This is a genomic window from Marinithermofilum abyssi, assembly GCF_014641195.1.
GTDB lineage: Bacteria > Bacillota > Bacilli > Thermoactinomycetales > DSM-45169 > Marinithermofilum > Marinithermofilum abyssi.
In genome coordinates this window covers 16149-32035 of record NZ_BMHQ01000016.1, presented here as the reverse complement: position 1 = coordinate 32035, position 15887 = coordinate 16149, and the positions used below count along the sequence as shown (strand labels likewise).

At 42.9% G+C, this 15887-nt stretch carries 16 protein-coding genes and 1 pseudogene; 10 read left to right on the top strand and 7 right to left on the bottom strand.

Annotated elements, in window-relative coordinates; genetic code table 11:
- Positions 1 to 487 precede the first annotated feature (487 nt).
- Positions 488 to 847 (top strand): YhjD family protein, encoded by a 360-nt coding sequence (locus tag IEW70_RS16350; RefSeq protein WP_188648989.1) that lies wholly within the window; start codon positions 488 to 490, stop codon positions 845 to 847.
- A 1361-nt stretch (positions 848 to 2208) separates the two neighbouring features.
- Positions 2209 to 2409 (top strand): hypothetical protein, encoded by a 201-nt coding sequence (locus IEW70_RS16345; RefSeq protein WP_188648988.1) that lies wholly within the window; start codon positions 2209 to 2211, stop codon positions 2407 to 2409.
- 406 nt (positions 2410 to 2815) lie between these two features.
- On the opposite strand, the gene IEW70_RS16340 is transcribed toward IEW70_RS16345, so the two are convergent.
- Together IEW70_RS16340 and IEW70_RS16335 are read right to left on the bottom strand one after the other, a co-directional pair.
- Positions 2816 to 3139 carry a hypothetical protein gene (locus IEW70_RS16340; RefSeq protein ID WP_188648987.1) on the bottom strand — a complete coding sequence of 108 codons (324 nt, stop codon included), beginning with the start codon at positions 3137 to 3139 and terminating at the stop codon, positions 2816 to 2818.
- 58 nt (positions 3140 to 3197) lie between these two features.
- Positions 3198 to 3458, bottom strand: coding sequence for a hypothetical protein (locus IEW70_RS16335; protein WP_188648986.1), 261 nt, complete (start codon positions 3456 to 3458; stop codon positions 3198 to 3200).
- A gap of 359 nt (positions 3459 to 3817) precedes the next feature.
- On the opposite strand from IEW70_RS16335, the pseudogene IEW70_RS17950 reads away from it, so the two are divergent.
- Together IEW70_RS17950 and bla are read left to right on the top strand one after the other, a co-directional pair.
- Positions 3818 to 4063: pseudogene (locus IEW70_RS17950) on the top strand (spore coat protein); the annotation flags it as partial.
- 1361 nt (positions 4064 to 5424) lie between these two features.
- Positions 5425 to 6336 (top strand): class A beta-lactamase, encoded by a 912-nt coding sequence (bla, locus tag IEW70_RS16325; RefSeq protein ID WP_188648984.1) that lies wholly within the window; start codon positions 5425 to 5427, stop codon positions 6334 to 6336.
- Positions 6337 to 8251: 1915 nt separating this feature from the next.
- On the opposite strand, the gene IEW70_RS16320 is transcribed toward bla, so the two are convergent.
- Positions 8252 to 8467: a helix-turn-helix domain-containing protein gene (locus IEW70_RS16320; RefSeq protein WP_505712060.1), complete on the bottom strand. Its 216-nt coding sequence runs from the start codon at positions 8465 to 8467 to the stop codon at positions 8252 to 8254.
- 472 nt (positions 8468 to 8939) lie between these two features.
- Here IEW70_RS16320 and IEW70_RS18680 point away from each other — a divergent pair, with 472 nt between their 5' ends.
- The 3 genes from IEW70_RS18680 (at position 8940) to IEW70_RS16310 (ending at position 10573) form a co-directional block, all read left to right on the top strand.
- Complete coding sequence (locus tag IEW70_RS18680; protein WP_444543246.1) at positions 8940 to 9155, top strand: DUF7667 family protein; 216 nt, start codon at positions 8940 to 8942, stop codon at positions 9153 to 9155.
- Positions 9156 to 9187: 32 nt separating this feature from the next.
- Positions 9188 to 9400, top strand: a complete 213-nt coding sequence (locus IEW70_RS16315; protein WP_188648982.1) for a hypothetical protein — start codon at positions 9188 to 9190, stop codon at positions 9398 to 9400.
- A 210-nt stretch (positions 9401 to 9610) separates the two neighbouring features.
- Positions 9611 to 10573 carry a helix-turn-helix domain-containing protein gene (locus IEW70_RS16310; RefSeq protein WP_188648981.1) on the top strand — a complete coding sequence of 321 codons (963 nt, stop codon included), beginning with the start codon at positions 9611 to 9613 and terminating at the stop codon, positions 10571 to 10573.
- A 694-nt stretch (positions 10574 to 11267) separates the two neighbouring features.
- Here the strand turns inward: IEW70_RS16310 and IEW70_RS16305 are convergent.
- Positions 11268 to 11645 (bottom strand): YhjD family protein, encoded by a 378-nt coding sequence (locus tag IEW70_RS16305; RefSeq protein ID WP_188648980.1) that lies wholly within the window; start codon positions 11643 to 11645, stop codon positions 11268 to 11270.
- Between IEW70_RS16305 and IEW70_RS16300 the strand changes: the two genes are divergently transcribed.
- On the top strand, positions 11644 to 11874 hold the full coding sequence (locus tag IEW70_RS16300) for a hypothetical protein (protein ID WP_188648979.1): 231 nt from the start codon (positions 11644 to 11646) through the stop codon (positions 11872 to 11874). The genes IEW70_RS16305 and IEW70_RS16300 overlap by 2 nt on opposite strands.
- A gap of 566 nt (positions 11875 to 12440) precedes the next feature.
- Here IEW70_RS16300 and IEW70_RS16295 read toward each other — a convergent pair.
- The 3 genes from IEW70_RS16295 to IEW70_RS16285 form a co-directional block, all read right to left on the bottom strand.
- Positions 12441 to 12653: a cold-shock protein gene (locus IEW70_RS16295; RefSeq protein WP_188648978.1), complete on the bottom strand. Its 213-nt coding sequence runs from the start codon at positions 12651 to 12653 to the stop codon at positions 12441 to 12443.
- Positions 12654 to 12844: 191 nt separating this feature from the next.
- Positions 12845 to 13699 carry an ATP-dependent DNA ligase gene (locus tag IEW70_RS16290; RefSeq protein WP_188648977.1) on the bottom strand — a complete coding sequence of 285 codons (855 nt, stop codon included), beginning with the start codon at positions 13697 to 13699 and terminating at the stop codon, positions 12845 to 12847.
- Between the two features lie 218 nt (positions 13700 to 13917).
- Complete coding sequence (locus tag IEW70_RS16285) at positions 13918 to 14076, bottom strand: hypothetical protein (protein WP_188648976.1); 159 nt, start codon at positions 14074 to 14076, stop codon at positions 13918 to 13920.
- 179 nt (positions 14077 to 14255) lie between these two features.
- Here IEW70_RS16285 and IEW70_RS16280 point away from each other — a divergent pair, with 179 nt between their 5' ends.
- Positions 14256 to 15074, top strand: a complete 819-nt coding sequence (locus IEW70_RS16280) for a ParA family protein (protein WP_188648975.1) — start codon at positions 14256 to 14258, stop codon at positions 15072 to 15074.
- On the top strand, positions 15052 to 15858 hold the full coding sequence (locus IEW70_RS16275; RefSeq protein ID WP_188648974.1) for a hypothetical protein: 807 nt from the start codon (positions 15052 to 15054) through the stop codon (positions 15856 to 15858). Before IEW70_RS16280 ends, IEW70_RS16275 begins: the two co-directional genes overlap by 23 nt.
- The last annotated feature ends 29 nt before the right edge of the window (positions 15859 to 15887 follow it).

The window sequence follows — 15887 nt, the reverse complement described above, 5'->3', positions numbered from 1 at the left end:
TATGGGCCCGCAGGAAAGTGAGGCACAGTGTGTGAGAGGAATAGGTTGACACCCGGTTTAATTTTAGCAAGGAAGGCCCGTTTTCATTGGGATTCGCAAACGATTAACCCAATATTTAACCCGCAATATGTAATCTACATGAAAAAGAAAACCGCCTGTAGTAGGCGGTTTTTTAGGGATAATCAGTAGAAAAAGTGGGGTTACTATAAGAAACGTATTAAGTTTATTATCGGTTTCAATTTTTTACTGAAAAGGGCATTATAGGGTAAATACCGTTTGGTATGGCATTTTTAGGATAAAAAGGAGAAAAAACTTGTCCATTCGAATAATATAATGACACCTTCCTACCAGCAGCCTCTAGGCTGCTTTTTTTTGTACATCACTCCCCAAACCAGAAAGTTTCAACGCATAACAGAACGTTTGTTCTGGAAAAGGCAAATAAAAAGGGATAAAATGTAAGGAAAAGGAGTTAAGGAGTTCAAGTATCATGCAATACCCACCTGGATACGATGAGTTTGAAACCAAAGTGAGACAGTTTGTTGTCCTCGATGTGCTGGAAAAGGTTATTCACTATGATTACAAGCAGCTTCAACAAGCTCCACTAAAATCCGGATCCGTGGTAGCCAAGCTTTTGAATTTCACGCATGACAAGGTTATATCAGCACTAAGCCAAACACGAGGGGAAATTTCCCGCTCTGATGGAAAGATCCTTCAAATCGAACAGGAACGTGACAGCCGTGTGGTCACGTTTGTGTTCCGTGGATATTCATACTCCAACTCATTCTTTAACGCGCATCTCCGTGCCATGTGTGAAGATGTCTTTTGGCGGTTCGTTACGGATAAATGATATACCCTAATGGGTATAACAAATTGGGGCAAACGGTCGATTGTTAGAATGGCTCGTGTTTTGTACGATAACAATGACCGAGGCCAACAAGACCTTTTAGGTTCCTTAGAAAACACCCATCCTACGTACCAGCCCGTGTAAAAGCACGGGCTGTTTTTAATATCCCAAATCAAACACTTTATCCAACTAAAAACACACAAGATATTGTGTTTTCCCCATGCACAACATCCAACCACCCATCCCCTAACGCACCAAAAAAAGCCGAAAACCCTAATAACATAAGGATTTTCAACCCTTCTCATTACTTGAGCTACAACGTTACATTTCATTTTGTTACGTCATTGGTGCAATGATATGTATTCAGGATCTCCCGAATCACTGCTCATTTTTCTTCCTTTCCTCTGGCGTACCTAAACGATAGCACAACGGGCATAACCACATGAGCTGGTCTGATCCTTCCGGATACGCCGCTTTCAGTCTCACTGATGTTGTTTTGCCACACGCTTCACATTTATTTCTCTTCATATTCACCTCACCTCTCCGTAGCTAACCGCACGAGCTACCGCCGATCCCCTATCCTCTCCGGTAGGGGAGAGAGGGGTCGAGGAAGGGTAGGTGCCGGGGCAATCAGAGCCGGCACCTACCCTTCCGAAGGCGGTGGCGAGTACGGTGATATTCGTATCATAGAAACGAATATCATGAAACGAACATTCCACCTAGGTAAAACGAACATCCCGTGAAACAAATATCTAACGAATATCGCACAAAAAACATGTACTAAACCGCATACCAATTTGTATTAAACCGCGTACTAAAATGATGGCCACAGAGATGCCCAAATCATACCTAAGCTCAAAACCTTTTACCGATACCGAACTTGTTATTATCCAATTAGAATTTGCATATCTCATACAGGGCATAATATAATGAGGGCAAGAAGATAGCCGCCTTCGACGAAGGCAGCGGCCCATATTTAAGTCAAAGAAGTGACTCGCCTATGGTTGCCAGCCGGGGGCGGGTCACTTTTTTTGTGACTGCAAAATGACGAAGCAAACGTGAACTACTTGCACAATCAGCGCAAGCAGCATGATTGTTTCGCCCATCGGCATCACCTCCCTTCCTGTAACCTCACGGTACAGGTAGGAGGGCCGCCGCCCCCATCACGGGCCTACTATCCCCTTGCCACTCCCCAATACTTTCCGCAAAATCCATTGGGAATCCTGCCTTTGTCTGGTTCAAAAAACACCTAAAAGGAAAAATAGAAGCTCTCAGGCGGCATTCCCTTCGCCTTCCGTTTACCCCAAAGTAGATTCCATAAAAATTCAAACCCTAGGAGGCATGATCCCTTAGGGTCCGCAGCCATGGCAAGTTTTGTTCCCCAAGGGGAAGAAGTGATATGGGAAGAGGAAGACGGCAAATTGGTCCTTCGAAAAGCCGATTGGAAGGACTACGCCAATGAAATCGCCCGGAAGATGAAGGAAGCCGGTATCACCGAAGAGGAAATGTTGGAGGAACTCAAACGGGTACGGAAGGATATGTATGATGAGTGGAAAAACAAGTGATCTTCGGGTGTTCGTTGATCCCAATGTCGGGAAACGAAGCAGAGCAAAGTGAACGAAGGAAAGAACGTGGCTGCTGGCTTAAAGGGGATTGAGGAAAGAGGTCGCCCCTTTTTTATGGAGAATGAAACCAGCCCAAATATATTTTTAACAGAGTCTCTCTTTGTTTCATTTGACGTACCCTAATAGGACAAAAATACCCCGCAGATGTCAGCGAGGGTTTTCTTTTAGTCCATTTCTTATAATTTTGGATGATTGTCAATGTATCAGATATTAACTCATTGGACAAATCTCCCAAGATAATGCTCAGCGGCATCGGCTAAGGCACCAGTATCTTCTTGTAGGGGTCACCGTACCATTTTGGGTAAAGTGTACGTTTAGACATATTGGTGGTGGGCTGGGCCACCGTTCAATCTCTTGGTGAATGATCACCAGAGTGCTGAAGTTCACGGATTTCAGTCGTCTCCACATTCTCTTTTGATTTCTTTATTAAGGCTTGAATTTGATCATTGACCATGTGGAGTTCCTTAACAAGTATCGGATTCCCATATAAACGGACATGACTTTGAAAAAAGGCCAGAGATTCTTGGATTTCTCTAAATTCATTCAAGATCTCTCTTCTTTGCGATGGATCATATGTATATTTATAATCATCCAAATCCATCTGTATATTGAGAATACGTTTCATAATCCCTATAAACAGGGTCCTTCCTACACTGTCCGGTAGATCCATATGCCATCCCACCCTCCTTTATACAAAAATACTAATCAAAAATGGTGAAACGTGTTCCTTAAACGGCTCTAGCTTTTTGGGAAACCCCTGTTTTTCCTGAGGGAAGGTTGAAAAGGAGTTCGTCTGCATAGATCAGGCCGAACTGATGGGTAAGATAAACCCTTTTATTGTTATAGTTGAACGCTTGAGTGATTTGCAGCTGATATTTCTTCCCATAAGCACTCCTTAACGTGAGGTAATCACCGGTTTTTAATTTTTTTGGTTTTCGACTTCTTGAATGAGCACCGCCAATAACAAAGGTAGCTTGATAGTGTGCCATTATAAACCTCCTCTTAAATTTTTCATTTTGAGTTATCTTTTGGATTTGGAAAGCGTTTACTCTATCTGTATTTTTCCGTAGTCACATATCCAAACCACCATATTCATTCACAATGAAAAGAGATTTCTGTTAAAAGAAATGGATTTTCTAGTGTATTTTTATATTAAGGGTATTTAGAATTTCAAAAAATCGGGTAAAGAAACTAATTTACTTTCTCCGAAGGAACTAAAATCATGGAATAGCCGCCATACTCCTAATGAGGTCAACACGTACTTATTATGGATGTCCAGGTGCAAAGTAGAAACCCTAGGAGGTCATATGCTGGTGCGATCCCCTAGGGTCTAAATTTGCTCTGTATATTGCGCGAACTGTTGGCGTTTTATCCTGCAGCTCCGCATGTGGCAGACGAGGTGCAAGTGGAAGATCACGGAGACATTGCTTTTTATGCCGGGGATCTCTTGGGGCTTGCCAAGACCTCGGTACGAAACTATTCCATTGCGATCACGGAAACAGCGACACCAGTGCTTCGTGAGGTATTGGCAAAGCAATTGATGGCCGGGATCCAATTGCATGGTATGGTCTTTTACTACATGCTTCAACGGGGATCTACGGTGTTTGATACATTTCGTTCGTTGTAGTTGTAATATTGTTGCCGTTTTTGATTCAAGATCCGATCACTTCGGTTATTATTCATCGGACCATTTCGGTCTACGTCAATAGCAGCAACGGCTTGAGGGTACATGACAAACGTTTGTATCCCCAATGAAAGTGTCAGCGCTACCGTGACAAATACGATCCATTTTTTTGTGCCACTAACGCACTTCCATACCGAAAATACTTCGTCGTAATGCATCGGTTCTTTCTGTTTGGTTACCATCCATATTCTGTCCTCCGTCTTTACAGATTTATACAACAACATTAGCGAGAGAAATAAGGTATCGCTCCCCAAAAAGGGGACCGGGGATCTGTTGGGGCGAGGATATAGCGGAACTGGTGAGGGATATACGAAGAAAACGAGGTAGACGGAGTAGAAAAGTACAGGGGGCAAGATAAGGATTAACGATAAAAGCCGCCCTTACTCCCTCGGGTTTTACTTTTTATGGAATCCAAATTGACCTGGTTAACTTAAAACAGCCCGTGCCATGTACACGGGCTGGGAAATGGGGTAAGCATACAAGAGGTGTAAGTAAGGATACAGAACATCTTTTGGCCTTGATCTGTTGTTATCGTACAAAACACTAGCCCTTTAAACAATCAACCAATGGATCAAATTTATTTTTCCTACTTTCGTATGTCCGGCTGTCGGAAGGAGGGGCGGTACACCTGTAATGTTTGTATGCCACTATAGCCACTGCGCTTTTCCGGGTAAGCTTGTCATCCAATATTTACACGTTCCACTTACTCGGTTTCGCAATCTTCCAAGCTTCTTTCTCCAGTATTCACTGGGATACCAGATAGAAAACAGGTAAAGTTAATTACTTTTTTTGACAGACGATTTTTGATTTTAGGCCATGTTTTTCTCTTCTGATAGGTAAGACTACCCAATGCACATTTTCTATCATTCTCATTTATTACGTATTGATCAGATTTTAACCCTGGCGTTTCGATTTGCACGGTGACGTTCATAACACGCCGCCACAAAAAAACAGAAGGCTGACCGGATAAAGAGACCGACACTCCATACGGAGGGATGCACATGTTACGTGCAATCGATGAAAGCGGGAAACAGTATCTCTCATGGCGAACAGATAAAGGACCGAAATTTCTTTGCCCGGATTGCCAAGAGCCAGTGTTTCTACGCCAACCACGGAAGGAGGCCCAGTTTTTTAATATGTAACTATGAGTTGGCAAAGGGTCGGTACATAAACAATCGGCTATTGGCTGAGTTGACCAAAATGGTCATAGAGGCATGAGGCCATCCCCATATTGGTGATAGATAAACATTTTAGAAAGAGGTTAGATTCTAATGGAATCATGGATTACATTTAAAAAAACCGCGCTTGTACTACTTCTCTCATGTGTAACGCTGGTAGGTTGTTCAGAGGATAACGCCCGTTCTGCTCAACCCAAACAACAAAATCAAGAAACCGCAATTACAGATGATTTTGCTAAACTTGAGGATAAATTTGATGCCAGACTTGGCGTCTTTGCACTGGACACTGGCACAAATCAAACAGTCACTTATCGATCAGATGAACGTTTTGCATATGCATCTACACTTAAAGCTTTAGCTGTAGGAGCACTTTTACAACAAAAGTCAATTGCAGACCTTGACCAAAGGATCACCTATACGCGTGATGATCTCGTCAATTATAATCCGATCACAGAGAAGCATGTTGATACAGGAATGACACTTAAAGAACTTTGCGATGCTTCTATTCGATACAGTGACAATACCGCGCAGAATCTCATACTTAAGCAACTGGGTGGGCCTAGCGGGCTTAAAAAATCTCTCAGGGAAATTGGTGATGATGTTACCAATCCGGAGCGATTTGAGCCGGAGTTAAACGAAGTTAAACCAGGAGAAACTCATGATACCAGCACACCGAGAGCGCTTACTACCAGCCTCCAGGCTTTCACAATCGGAGACGCACTCCCAACGGAAAAACGCACGATTTTAACAGATTGGCTTAAGAGAAACACCACTGGAGATACATTAATTCGCGCGGGAGTACCGAAAGGTTGGGAAGTTGCAGATAAAACTGGAGCAGGATCATATGGAACGCGAAATGACATTGCTATCATTTGGCCACCCAAAGGAAATCCGATTGTTCTTGCAATACTTTCTAGTCGCGATAAAAAAGACGCTGATTATAACGACAAGCTTATTGCGCAGGCAACAAAGGAAGTGATCGATGTCCTTAAAGTCAACCACTAAGTAGGGAAGGTATGTTTCCCCTTAACGTAGGGAATCCTCAAAATGCTGTTGGCACAGCTGAGTTGAGATCAGCGGGGCGAATTCGATTGCATCTAAGGGCAGCAGTCACTTGCATAAAATCCGGAGGTTTTATGTAATCTTGAGGAGACCAGCTAACTTCTAGTCGGATCCTCAAAAACCGCCGCAAACCCTTGGTATAGCAGGAGAGAGGGCGGTTTTTGCATAAGGATTTATAACGTATTATGTAACGTTATGTGCGCTTCACAAGCGAAACAGACTGTATACGATATACAGAGCAAATTTAAATTGGCTGTTCGATCAACCGTCGTAAGAACAACAAAAAACACCGGAGTAGACGTAGTAAGAGTGCATCAACCCTTATTCGGTGTTTTGGTTCAACAATCCCCCTGATGCATAACACATTATATAAATGCGCACTTCATGACGTGCAAAAATCCTATGCTCAAACAGTACTTCTTTACTACTCTATAAAAACAAATCGACCGGTTCCTGTCTCATTTCCCGAAAAACCCTGCCTATCTGGCAGGGTTTTTCGGACATCCTGAATGTGCAAAGTCTTGAGGGGTGGACGTTTAAAATGATATGCCCAGCCCCACAAATCATGTTTGTATATTGTATTCACTCCGGAAAAGGGACGGTGGTAATTAACCATCTTCTGTAATAACACAAAATTCCCTGTGGATTACACAAGGAATTTTGTGCATATGGACCGGGATAGATTTTTGGTATGCAGCCACGATATGCATCTGTATGGTTTTGTGTCCTTGTTTAAAGGGTTTTTGCGTTGATGAAACGTAGGAAGTTGCGTCCAAAGCGGATTTTAAACACCTAAAACAGCCCGTGTTATTTACACGGGCCGCGGGGAGTGTAAGAATGGATATATGAAAAGGTCTTTACGCCTGATCCATTATTATCGTACAAAACTCGAGCCACTCAAACAATCCACCATTGGATCCAATTTCTTTCCCTACTTTCGTACTTTCAGGCTGTTGCGAACGCCCTGGCGGGCCGACTTCGGGAGTCTATCTGTGGGATCTTCTCATAGGCAAGACGTTTTCGCGGCATAAAATCGGCTGTTCGAGCGTCATAGGACAACAAAAACACCGGAAGGGGATAGGTGCTTGCAGGGGCACACCCACCCCTTACGGTGTTTTGGTTGGCGGTCCAACAACATTGTATGGATGAGCACCTCGTGACGTGAGCATTAAAAAGCTATTTGGGCAAAGTGCAAGGGCGGCGACAGCCGGCGAAGCTTTACCCTTGCATCGAGCTGCCAGACAAAGACGCTGTTGTCCCTGCCCGCCCAAAAGCCGTGTATAACCAGAAAACAACCATTGTCTACCATGATCCATCTGAAATGATAGAAAGGCACGATCCGCGTCGGACGTTTCCTTACGATTCATTGACATCCCAAGGCTAAAATCGAATTTGCAAAATCATTGGCCGGGTTGTAGCAGTTAGGAATGTAGCTGTCCATTAAACAAAAAGGAGCGTTATTTACGCTCCATTTTTGATCGTTACAGTGTCGACGTTTCGGGAGGGGATGTATAAGTGGAAAATTGGGAGATTTACGATGGGATTGACGTCCAATGCGATGAATGTGAATGGGAAGTCGAGATATCCCAATATGAATTAGATTTTGGTGTTAAACCGCCGAAAGAATGCCCGCGATGCAGTAGTAAAAAGTTGAAAATTGGCGGATAACAACCGATACCCTTCAAGTTTCGGAAGTTCGGGAATAAGCATAAACAAAGAAGTAACCGCCATTCTGCTGAAAGCCGTCCAAAATGGGCGGCTTTCTTCCGTTTGTCTTAACCCCCTAACCCAACAACCCCTCAATATAAAAAACAAACCCCGTCACTGGCCTCCTATCGGCTCTCTGACGGGGTATTTTTTATGTGTTTGGAATGCGTTTAATGACTTCATGAACCTCTAAGTCATACGTCTCACATAACCGATCAATTACGTCTGAACGAACGGGAAAGCGATCTTCCCATACCTTTGCTGCTGTTTGGGGGGAGAATTGAGTTTCTTTTTGAAAATCCATTTTTCGCCGGGTCGGGTGGTGTTTAACAAACCACACCCTAAAAGGCTCGAAAGTTAGCGCCATCACTAATTCACCTCCTTTTATTATATTACACGTTAGCGTAAAAAATATCAAGTTAATGCAATAACGAAAAAAATTTCACGAAAGTGTTGACAATGTTTTCGTCATCGTGTAAATTAGAGTCAGAAAGGAGGTGACATAATTGACCCCGTCAGACTGGAAAGTGTACGAAAAGGCAATGAAATCCGCTCGATCTAAGGCGAAAGAGATGCCTAAAAAAACGAAACAGTCCACTCGGCCAAGTGGACTGTACAAAAAGTTAATTGGTTCCTAATCACAAGTATAACACAAAATCCCCGGCCTTCGGGCCGGGATCACTACCAAAATAAAGGATGATGAACATGGGGAAAGAGGAACGGCAATGGATCCAATTAGCCCGGAAAATCATCCAATATGTTCTCTACCGAATGAAAAAAAGAAACAGCCGGGGGACAACAGAAACACTTACACTTATTATGACACTTATGGATGATCTATGATGACGATCACGGCAAAGATAGCCATGATGATAGAAATATGGCATATCCGTCAGCTCACCAGCACTGAAATGGATGACCTGGCCCGATATATGCGAGAGTGGTTGTGGACACGGCATAAATTACGAGAGTTGTCAATCACAGTACAACGTCTAAAGGACTGGGATTGGCTACACGAGCTTTGCAGGCGATTGGATGAATTGGCCGGGGGTTGAATTAACCCCCGGATCATTAGGGAGTGTACTGTATGAGCATCGATGATAAACAAAATCGGATAACAATAATAGGGGCAGAATTGAAGCGATGGAGAGAAGAGAAGCAAAAGGCTATAGATGAGGGGGATGTAGAAGCAATCGAAAAGTGTTCAAGGGAGATTGCCTGGCTTCTCGGCGAGCGACGAAGGCTGATAAATGATGTAGGACCGTTGTTTTCGTTGCCGCCTTATTATTGGATTCGCTAGACTATTAGTAAATAGTCTGATAGAATTATTTAACAAAAATAAATGAGCGGCCCCCGTCGCCAAACAGAGTCCGCTCACACAATCCTTAACTTACCCGTAGTATACCCATAACGGGCAGCTCGGGTCAACCATAGACTTTTGTCTATTTTTGCTATTTTAGTGTGAGCATACCCTCTCTTGGCGGCTGGGATCGCAAGGGAGGGTTTATTTATGAACGAAGAACAAATGAAAGCTATCATCGGTGGTATTTTTGGAACAGGTACATATACAGAGTGGGATGAAGATGGCAACGCGATTCAGAAAAAAGAAAAATTCAATATTAGGCTATACAGAGATTTATGGGATTCAGGAGCGATTAAAAAGCTGAAAGGTAATAGGCTGGGTGTTTTTCTAACTATTGCTATCCACGCAGACAACGATGGGGAGGGGTGGCCCTCACAAAAAACCATCGCTTCCAAATTGGGCATAAATCCCGAAACCGTCAATACTGCAGTCCAACACTTAGAGAAAGATGGGTTCATTGAGCGCGATATTGTGTTTGATGAGAACGGACGATGTGTTGGTACGGTTTATAAGCTACGGTTTGCTCCTAATTTATCAGAAGAGAAGAAGAAGAAAAGAAATCCTAAAATAATTCGTATGGGTGGTGAGAAAAGTAAAAAGTCTAACTCGGAAAATCCGAATCGGAAAAACCGAGTCGGAAAATCCGAATCGGAAAATCCGAATCGGAAAAACCGAGTCGGAAAATCCGAAAGAAAGGATGATGTTTCTTTAAAGGATGATCCAGATATTAAGAAAGATCCAGGTATTAAGGATGATATAAAACAACAACAACAAGATAACCTCACTGATTACGTTGTTGTTGTTAAAGGATTAATACAAGGTCTGTTTCAACAGGAATATACAGATGCAGCGATTAAAAGATTAATCTCCTTAGCTAATGAAAACAAAAAGGATATTGAGCAAGCTATTTACAAATGTGTTGAGGTAATTATGGTAAAAAGGGAACTTGGTGAAGAACCTATGAATCCGTATGGAATAATTGACTGGGAGCTGAAATTTGGCTGGGATTTAGAAAGCTTGAGAGCCAAAGCGATGAAAAAGCAAGCCCATAACTACAATGTTGAGCATGGTAGCGATGTTGAATTGTATAATTGGGTGAAGAGGGGGTAAAACCTCCTCTAATTTTTTTGTTGATAGTTTATACCACCGTATGGTTTGTATCACAAACTTAAAGCTAAAATAAAAAACCATCTCCATGAGATGGTCCAGCACCCTCTGAGACGAAGAGAATGCCGCCTCAGAGCTTTGGAATATTCCTGGTAGGGTTCTGGGTAGGGGATAGGGTTAAGTGGCCTTAAATCGGAAATTGCAGGGGGAATTTTGGTAGTTTCTTCCCTGATAGATTGTTATAATGGACTTACCGAGACGTAAGTGATGGCCGGGGGCCGGTCGCAACTCCCTTGAGAAAGGGGGTGCGGCCTATGCTGGAAAAACTGTTGATGTTTCTCACCGCGCTACGAACGATACTCGCGATCTGGGAGTTCATCGTGCAACGGATCTCCAGCAGAAAAGGCAAACGCCCCCGGTCTAAGCGGTAAAGGTTTGCCGGCCTTCGCTTAGATTTGGGGGCGCTTCTGCTCCTGATGCGACCGGCCCTACGCCAGTCTCGGTGCATCGACCGTCGGGGGACCACCCGGCGGTCTTTGTTATTGTATGTCCATCATAACCAATTTATTGCAGAATGACAACTAGGTCTAGGTTGGAAGCACGACCCGGCGGCCACCGGGTTCGTGCCTTTTTATTTTTATGCCTGTTTGCTTATTCCATTCTACCCTAATTCCCAATTATCGTAAACCTGGTCTTTTTACTGGTTTTCTGTAACAGGATGATCTGTAACGAACCGCCAAAAGATATCTTCACACATAGCACGGAGATGTGCGTTAAAGAAAGAGTTGGAGTAGGAATATCCACGGAACAAAAACGTGACCACACGGCTGTCACGTTCCTGTTCGATTTGAATGATCTTTCCATCAGAGCGGGAAATTTCCCCTCGTGTTTGGCTTAGCGCTGCTACAATCTTGTCATACGTGCAATCCAAAAGCTTGGCTACCACGGATCCGGATTTTAGTGGAGCTTGTTGAAGCTGCTTTCGATCATAGCGAATAACCTTCTCCAGAACATCGAGAACAACAAACTGTCTCACTTTGGTTTCAAATTCATCGTATCCCGGTGGATATTGCATGATGCTTGAACTCCTTAACCCCTTTTTATTACATTTTATCCCTTTTTATTCACCTTTTCTAGAACAAACGTTCTGTTTTTGTGTTGGAGCTTTTTGGTTGATGAAGGGATGGCACAAAAAAAGCAGCTTAGAGGCTGCTGGTAGTGAAGAGGTGTCATTATATTATTCGAATGGACAGGACTTTTTCCTACCTTTTTATCCTAATATGAAAAAAAATACCACACCGTAAAGGGGGTGGTCGGTAGAAAAAGGGGAGTTATTATAGGGAAACGAGTAAATATATGGTTCGGTTTCAATTTTTTGAAGAAAAGGGTGTTACTATAGGGTTAATATTCGGTTAATCGTTTGCGAATCCCCATGAAAATACGGACTGCTTTGCTAAAATAAACTTGGTCAGTCATTATGCTGATCGCCATTCTTTAACCCCTCTTTTTAGTTTGATTGCTCGTCGACACTTTGAATCTCTCATTCCGAGTTCGGGCCCTTATGGCCCTTTTTATTTTGCTATCATATACGATTAAAAGCCCATGGATCAGTGGGCTTCCAGCTTGAAACCTTGAAACACGGGCTCCCGTAGATAACCCGCATGGGTCTCTTTTTTATATTTCACCCGGCAGTGAATGTGGGGTTCCACATGAACAAACCTTTTGTCATGGAAGGCTTTGCAGTGCGTCTACAGGCAATTGCACCTCCTATAAAACCGCTCAAATTCGGCCAGTGCGCCAAACGACGTGGAGTGTTAAATATAAAGCCCCACAAGAGCGGAGCTCAAGTGGGGCGGTTCTGAATGGGTTATTACGCTGTTTTTACAAGCTTAACCACGTTAGCGGCTTGATCACCACGGTTGCCCTTCGTAATTTCAAAGCTCACTTTATCGCCTTCATCCAGGGTCTTATACCCCTCACCTTGGATCGCGGAGAAATGAACAAATACGTCTTCTCTGCCTTCCACTTCAATAAACCCGAACCCTTTGTCAGCATTAAACCACTTAACGGTCCCTTGAATCATGTGTGAATACCTCCAAAATATTTGTTTGACAATATTTAGAGGTATTAATTCACACATTATAAAGAATGACAAACCTAAATTTATCACCCTTTATAACATGTGTGAATTATGTCCCCTCCATATTACCAAAAATTATCATATCATAAATAATCTTTTTTGTAAAATCACGATTCCACCTCCCCTTTTGGTTTTTACAGCTGAAATCCTTGAAACACTGGCTCACGGAGATATCCTGCGTGAGTTTCTTTTTTATATTTGACCTGACAACGAATCCGCGGCTCAACATGAACAAACTTTCGATCCTCGTGGGTTTTGATCTCTTGTGCTATGTGATAAAAGGCTTTCCGCTCCTTGGGGCCGATGCCTAATTCAAGAATGCCGCCTGGTCTGAGCCTCCCGTTTTCTTCAACCGCGATCAACCAGCCAGGTTCGTCCTTACGATATCCCGTGATGACGACCTCAGTTTCTTTCCAGTGAACGACTTTCTGCCAATCCCAGGAGCGTTTCCCTACGTGATAGGTGGAATCTTTTCGTTTCAACACAATCCCCTCAAGCCCCATCTGTTTGGTACCTTTAAACAAGCCCGTTCCATTGCCATGGATGAAACGTATGATGGAGAAGACCCGGTTTTCCTGCAGTACTTCCTTCAGTAGCTCTTTTCTCTCCATCAAGGGAAGATAGGTCAGGGCATTTCCTTGATGATAGAGGATATCAAAGACGACATACTGAACAGGCAAGCTGCGGGAAAGTCGCTTTACTTTGAGTGGGTCGCGTGTTTGGAGTCGCTTCATGACCTTTTCAAAGTCCGGACGACCGTGATTGTCTGTCACGATCAGCTCGCCATCCAACACCGTTCCCGGGGGAATGGGTGGCTGCCATAACTCTGGAAAACGGGCAGTCACCTCATTTCCGTGCCGGGTATAGGCTTTCACTCCATCCAGCGTAGAGAGTATTAGCCGAAAGCCGTCCATTTTCGGTTCTGCGATATATTGTTCATCATCAAAAGGATGAGTTGCTTTCTGTGCGAGCATTGGAGCAATAAACATAGCCATCACCTAACAAAATCGTATCATTCCAAAAGGAAAACAAAATAGGTAGTTTGTGGTATGAAATTGAACAGTTTGACCGATGGTGTAAGTGATAGCCGACAAATAAAATAAAAGAAAAAAGACCAAGACCTTGCCTTATACATCCCTTCATCATCTCGGTTTATATAGAAAAAACCGCCTGCAGTAGGCGGTTTTTTTTGTGGCTTTTTATCAAGCTATTCCTTTACTCGCTCTTTTTCATCAAGATAGGCTTTAACCAATTCTTCCAGGATTTCAGACATTGTTTTATCGTCCATGGCCGCTTGAGCTTTGAATTTTTTATGTAACACCCTATTGAGATAAACCTTGACCTGCACCTTATCATCTTGACTCATTTTTACTCTCATCCCCCCTTTATTCCTTTAATCCCAAAGTACCATGGTACTAATATTGCCCGATCTTGTTTTATTATGCAATCCCTTAAAGCAAAAGGGATTGGAAAGAGGATCATCCCAGAAATTCTGCGAAGTATTTACATGACTAGAAGGGGTAGGATACGCAAAGGAGTGATAAGATGGCAATTACACTTACCATCGGCTTACAAAAAGGCGGAATTAGTAAGACGACCAGCACAGCAGTAACAGCTTTCTTGTTTAGTCTGATGGGCTATCGCACCTTAATGGTGGACATGGATACGCAGGGGAATCTGACAGAGATGTTTTTGCAGGAGGATCTGGGGGAGTTGTACGACGATGACCAGGTGGACGGAACGATTCGAGAAGCATTGGAACAACAGAACCCTAAACCCTATCTGCTCAGGATCCAAGATAACCTTGATCTATTGGGGGCAAGTGATCATTTGGCTTCCTTTACCAAGGATGTCTATGTTGAGTCGTTTTTTAAAAAGTATGAGGGGCGGGAAGCCTTGATTCTTCGCGATACATTGAGTGTGGTGGATCAAGACTATGATTTGATTTGCATTGATACACCGCCCAGTCTGTCCATTCTGACAGTAAGTGCTTTGGCAGCCAGTGATTATGTCGTGCCTGTAGTCGAATGTTCCAAGTTTGCCAAGACCGCTCTTAAGCGTTTCTTTGAGACGATTGAATATACCCAGGAAGAACATAATCCAAATCTCAAGATATTTGGCATCCTTCCCACCATGATTGATCAGAGAAGAACAGATGCACAGGTTATTTTGGAGTTGATAAGAGAAGATCCGAAATTTGGCCCCTATGTATTGCCCTACATTATTAAGCGTAAAGCTTCGACTGGCAGACTTCCCATTTATGGGTTTGATCAAGAGATGAATAAGGAACTAAAGTCCGCCACCGATCCCTATATCCCCTTTGTAAAGGAGTTGATGGAGCGTGTCCAAAATGTCACAGTATGATCAGCTTAAACAGGCGTTAGACGATAACAAAAAACGCCCCCATCAAGCCATTGGGGGATCTTCTCGCCGTAAAAAGGAAAATGCTAAGGATGGCGCTACCGATAATACAAACCAAACGGCAAACCTAATTGATTTCGGTGAAGATATCGATAATCCTAAAGAAAGTAATCCTGAAATTGATAACCCAAACTATAACCAAAACAATAAGAAAGAGAATAACCCTAAGAACGTTAAAAAAGATAACCAAGATCCAAAGGAAAGCAAAAATGCTAGCAACAATCATAACGTTAACCAAAACAAAGTAGATAGCGAAGATGGACAGAAACATGAAAGTAAGGATGAAAGCGAAAATAAAAGTGAACACGAAAATCAAAACAATGAGGAAGATGAAAACAGAAACGAAGGTGAAAAGGAAGACAAAGACCCAAACAAATCTAAAGTTGAAAACAAAGACGATGATGAAGGTAAAGACGTAGACGAATACGAACACAACACTGATAATCAAACAGAATACATCAACCAATCCCTTATGGAAAGTGCTACAGCTACTGAAAACTATCATCAAACAGAAAGTGTGGACGATTTAGCAAGCAAGTTACAAAACGAACGGATTCAGCGGTTACAAAAAAGGAAGTTTGAAGACATATACGCACAAGAGAACGTCTATATCCGACGAGATTTAAAAAGGCGTGTAAGGAAACTGACAAAAGGAATCAAAGGTGAAAAGATGCGGATTTACAATGACGCTTTGGAGTTGTATTTGAATTTGATCCAAAATAAATAAACCCAACGTGAATCTTCTCTATTTAAAGG

Coding starts and splice junctions, on each gene's coding strand:
- IEW70_RS16320 (WP_505712060.1), bottom strand. CDS start 8,467: ATGGCGCTAACTTTCGAGCCTTTTAGGGTGTGGTTTGTTAAACACCAC.
- IEW70_RS16290 (WP_188648977.1), bottom strand. CDS start 13,699: ATGTTTATTGCTCCAATGCTCGCACAGAAAGCAACTCATCCTTTTGAT.
- bla (WP_188648984.1), top strand. CDS start 5,425: ATGGAATCATGGATTACATTTAAAAAAACCGCGCTTGTACTACTTCTC.
- IEW70_RS16310 (WP_188648981.1), top strand. CDS start 9,611: ATGAACGAAGAACAAATGAAAGCTATCATCGGTGGTATTTTTGGAACA.
- IEW70_RS16340 (WP_188648987.1), bottom strand. CDS start 3,139: ATGGATCTACCGGACAGTGTAGGAAGGACCCTGTTTATAGGGATTATG.
- IEW70_RS16280 (WP_188648975.1), top strand. CDS start 14,256: ATGGCAATTACACTTACCATCGGCTTACAAAAAGGCGGAATTAGTAAG.
- IEW70_RS18680 (WP_444543246.1), top strand. CDS start 8,940: ATGATGACGATCACGGCAAAGATAGCCATGATGATAGAAATATGGCAT.
- IEW70_RS16345 (WP_188648988.1), top strand. CDS start 2,209: ATGGCAAGTTTTGTTCCCCAAGGGGAAGAAGTGATATGGGAAGAGGAA.
- IEW70_RS16300 (WP_188648979.1), top strand. CDS start 11,644: ATGATGCTTGAACTCCTTAACCCCTTTTTATTACATTTTATCCCTTTT.
- IEW70_RS16335 (WP_188648986.1), bottom strand. CDS start 3,458: ATGGCACACTATCAAGCTACCTTTGTTATTGGCGGTGCTCATTCAAGA.
- IEW70_RS16295 (WP_188648978.1), bottom strand. CDS start 12,653: ATGATTCAAGGGACCGTTAAGTGGTTTAATGCTGACAAAGGGTTCGGG.
- IEW70_RS16350 (WP_188648989.1), top strand. CDS start 488: ATGCAATACCCACCTGGATACGATGAGTTTGAAACCAAAGTGAGACAG.
- IEW70_RS16315 (WP_188648982.1), top strand. CDS start 9,188: ATGAGCATCGATGATAAACAAAATCGGATAACAATAATAGGGGCAGAA.
- IEW70_RS16305 (WP_188648980.1), bottom strand. CDS start 11,645: ATGCAATATCCACCGGGATACGATGAATTTGAAACCAAAGTGAGACAG.
- IEW70_RS16285 (WP_188648976.1), bottom strand. CDS start 14,076: ATGAGTCAAGATGATAAGGTGCAGGTCAAGGTTTATCTCAATAGGGTG.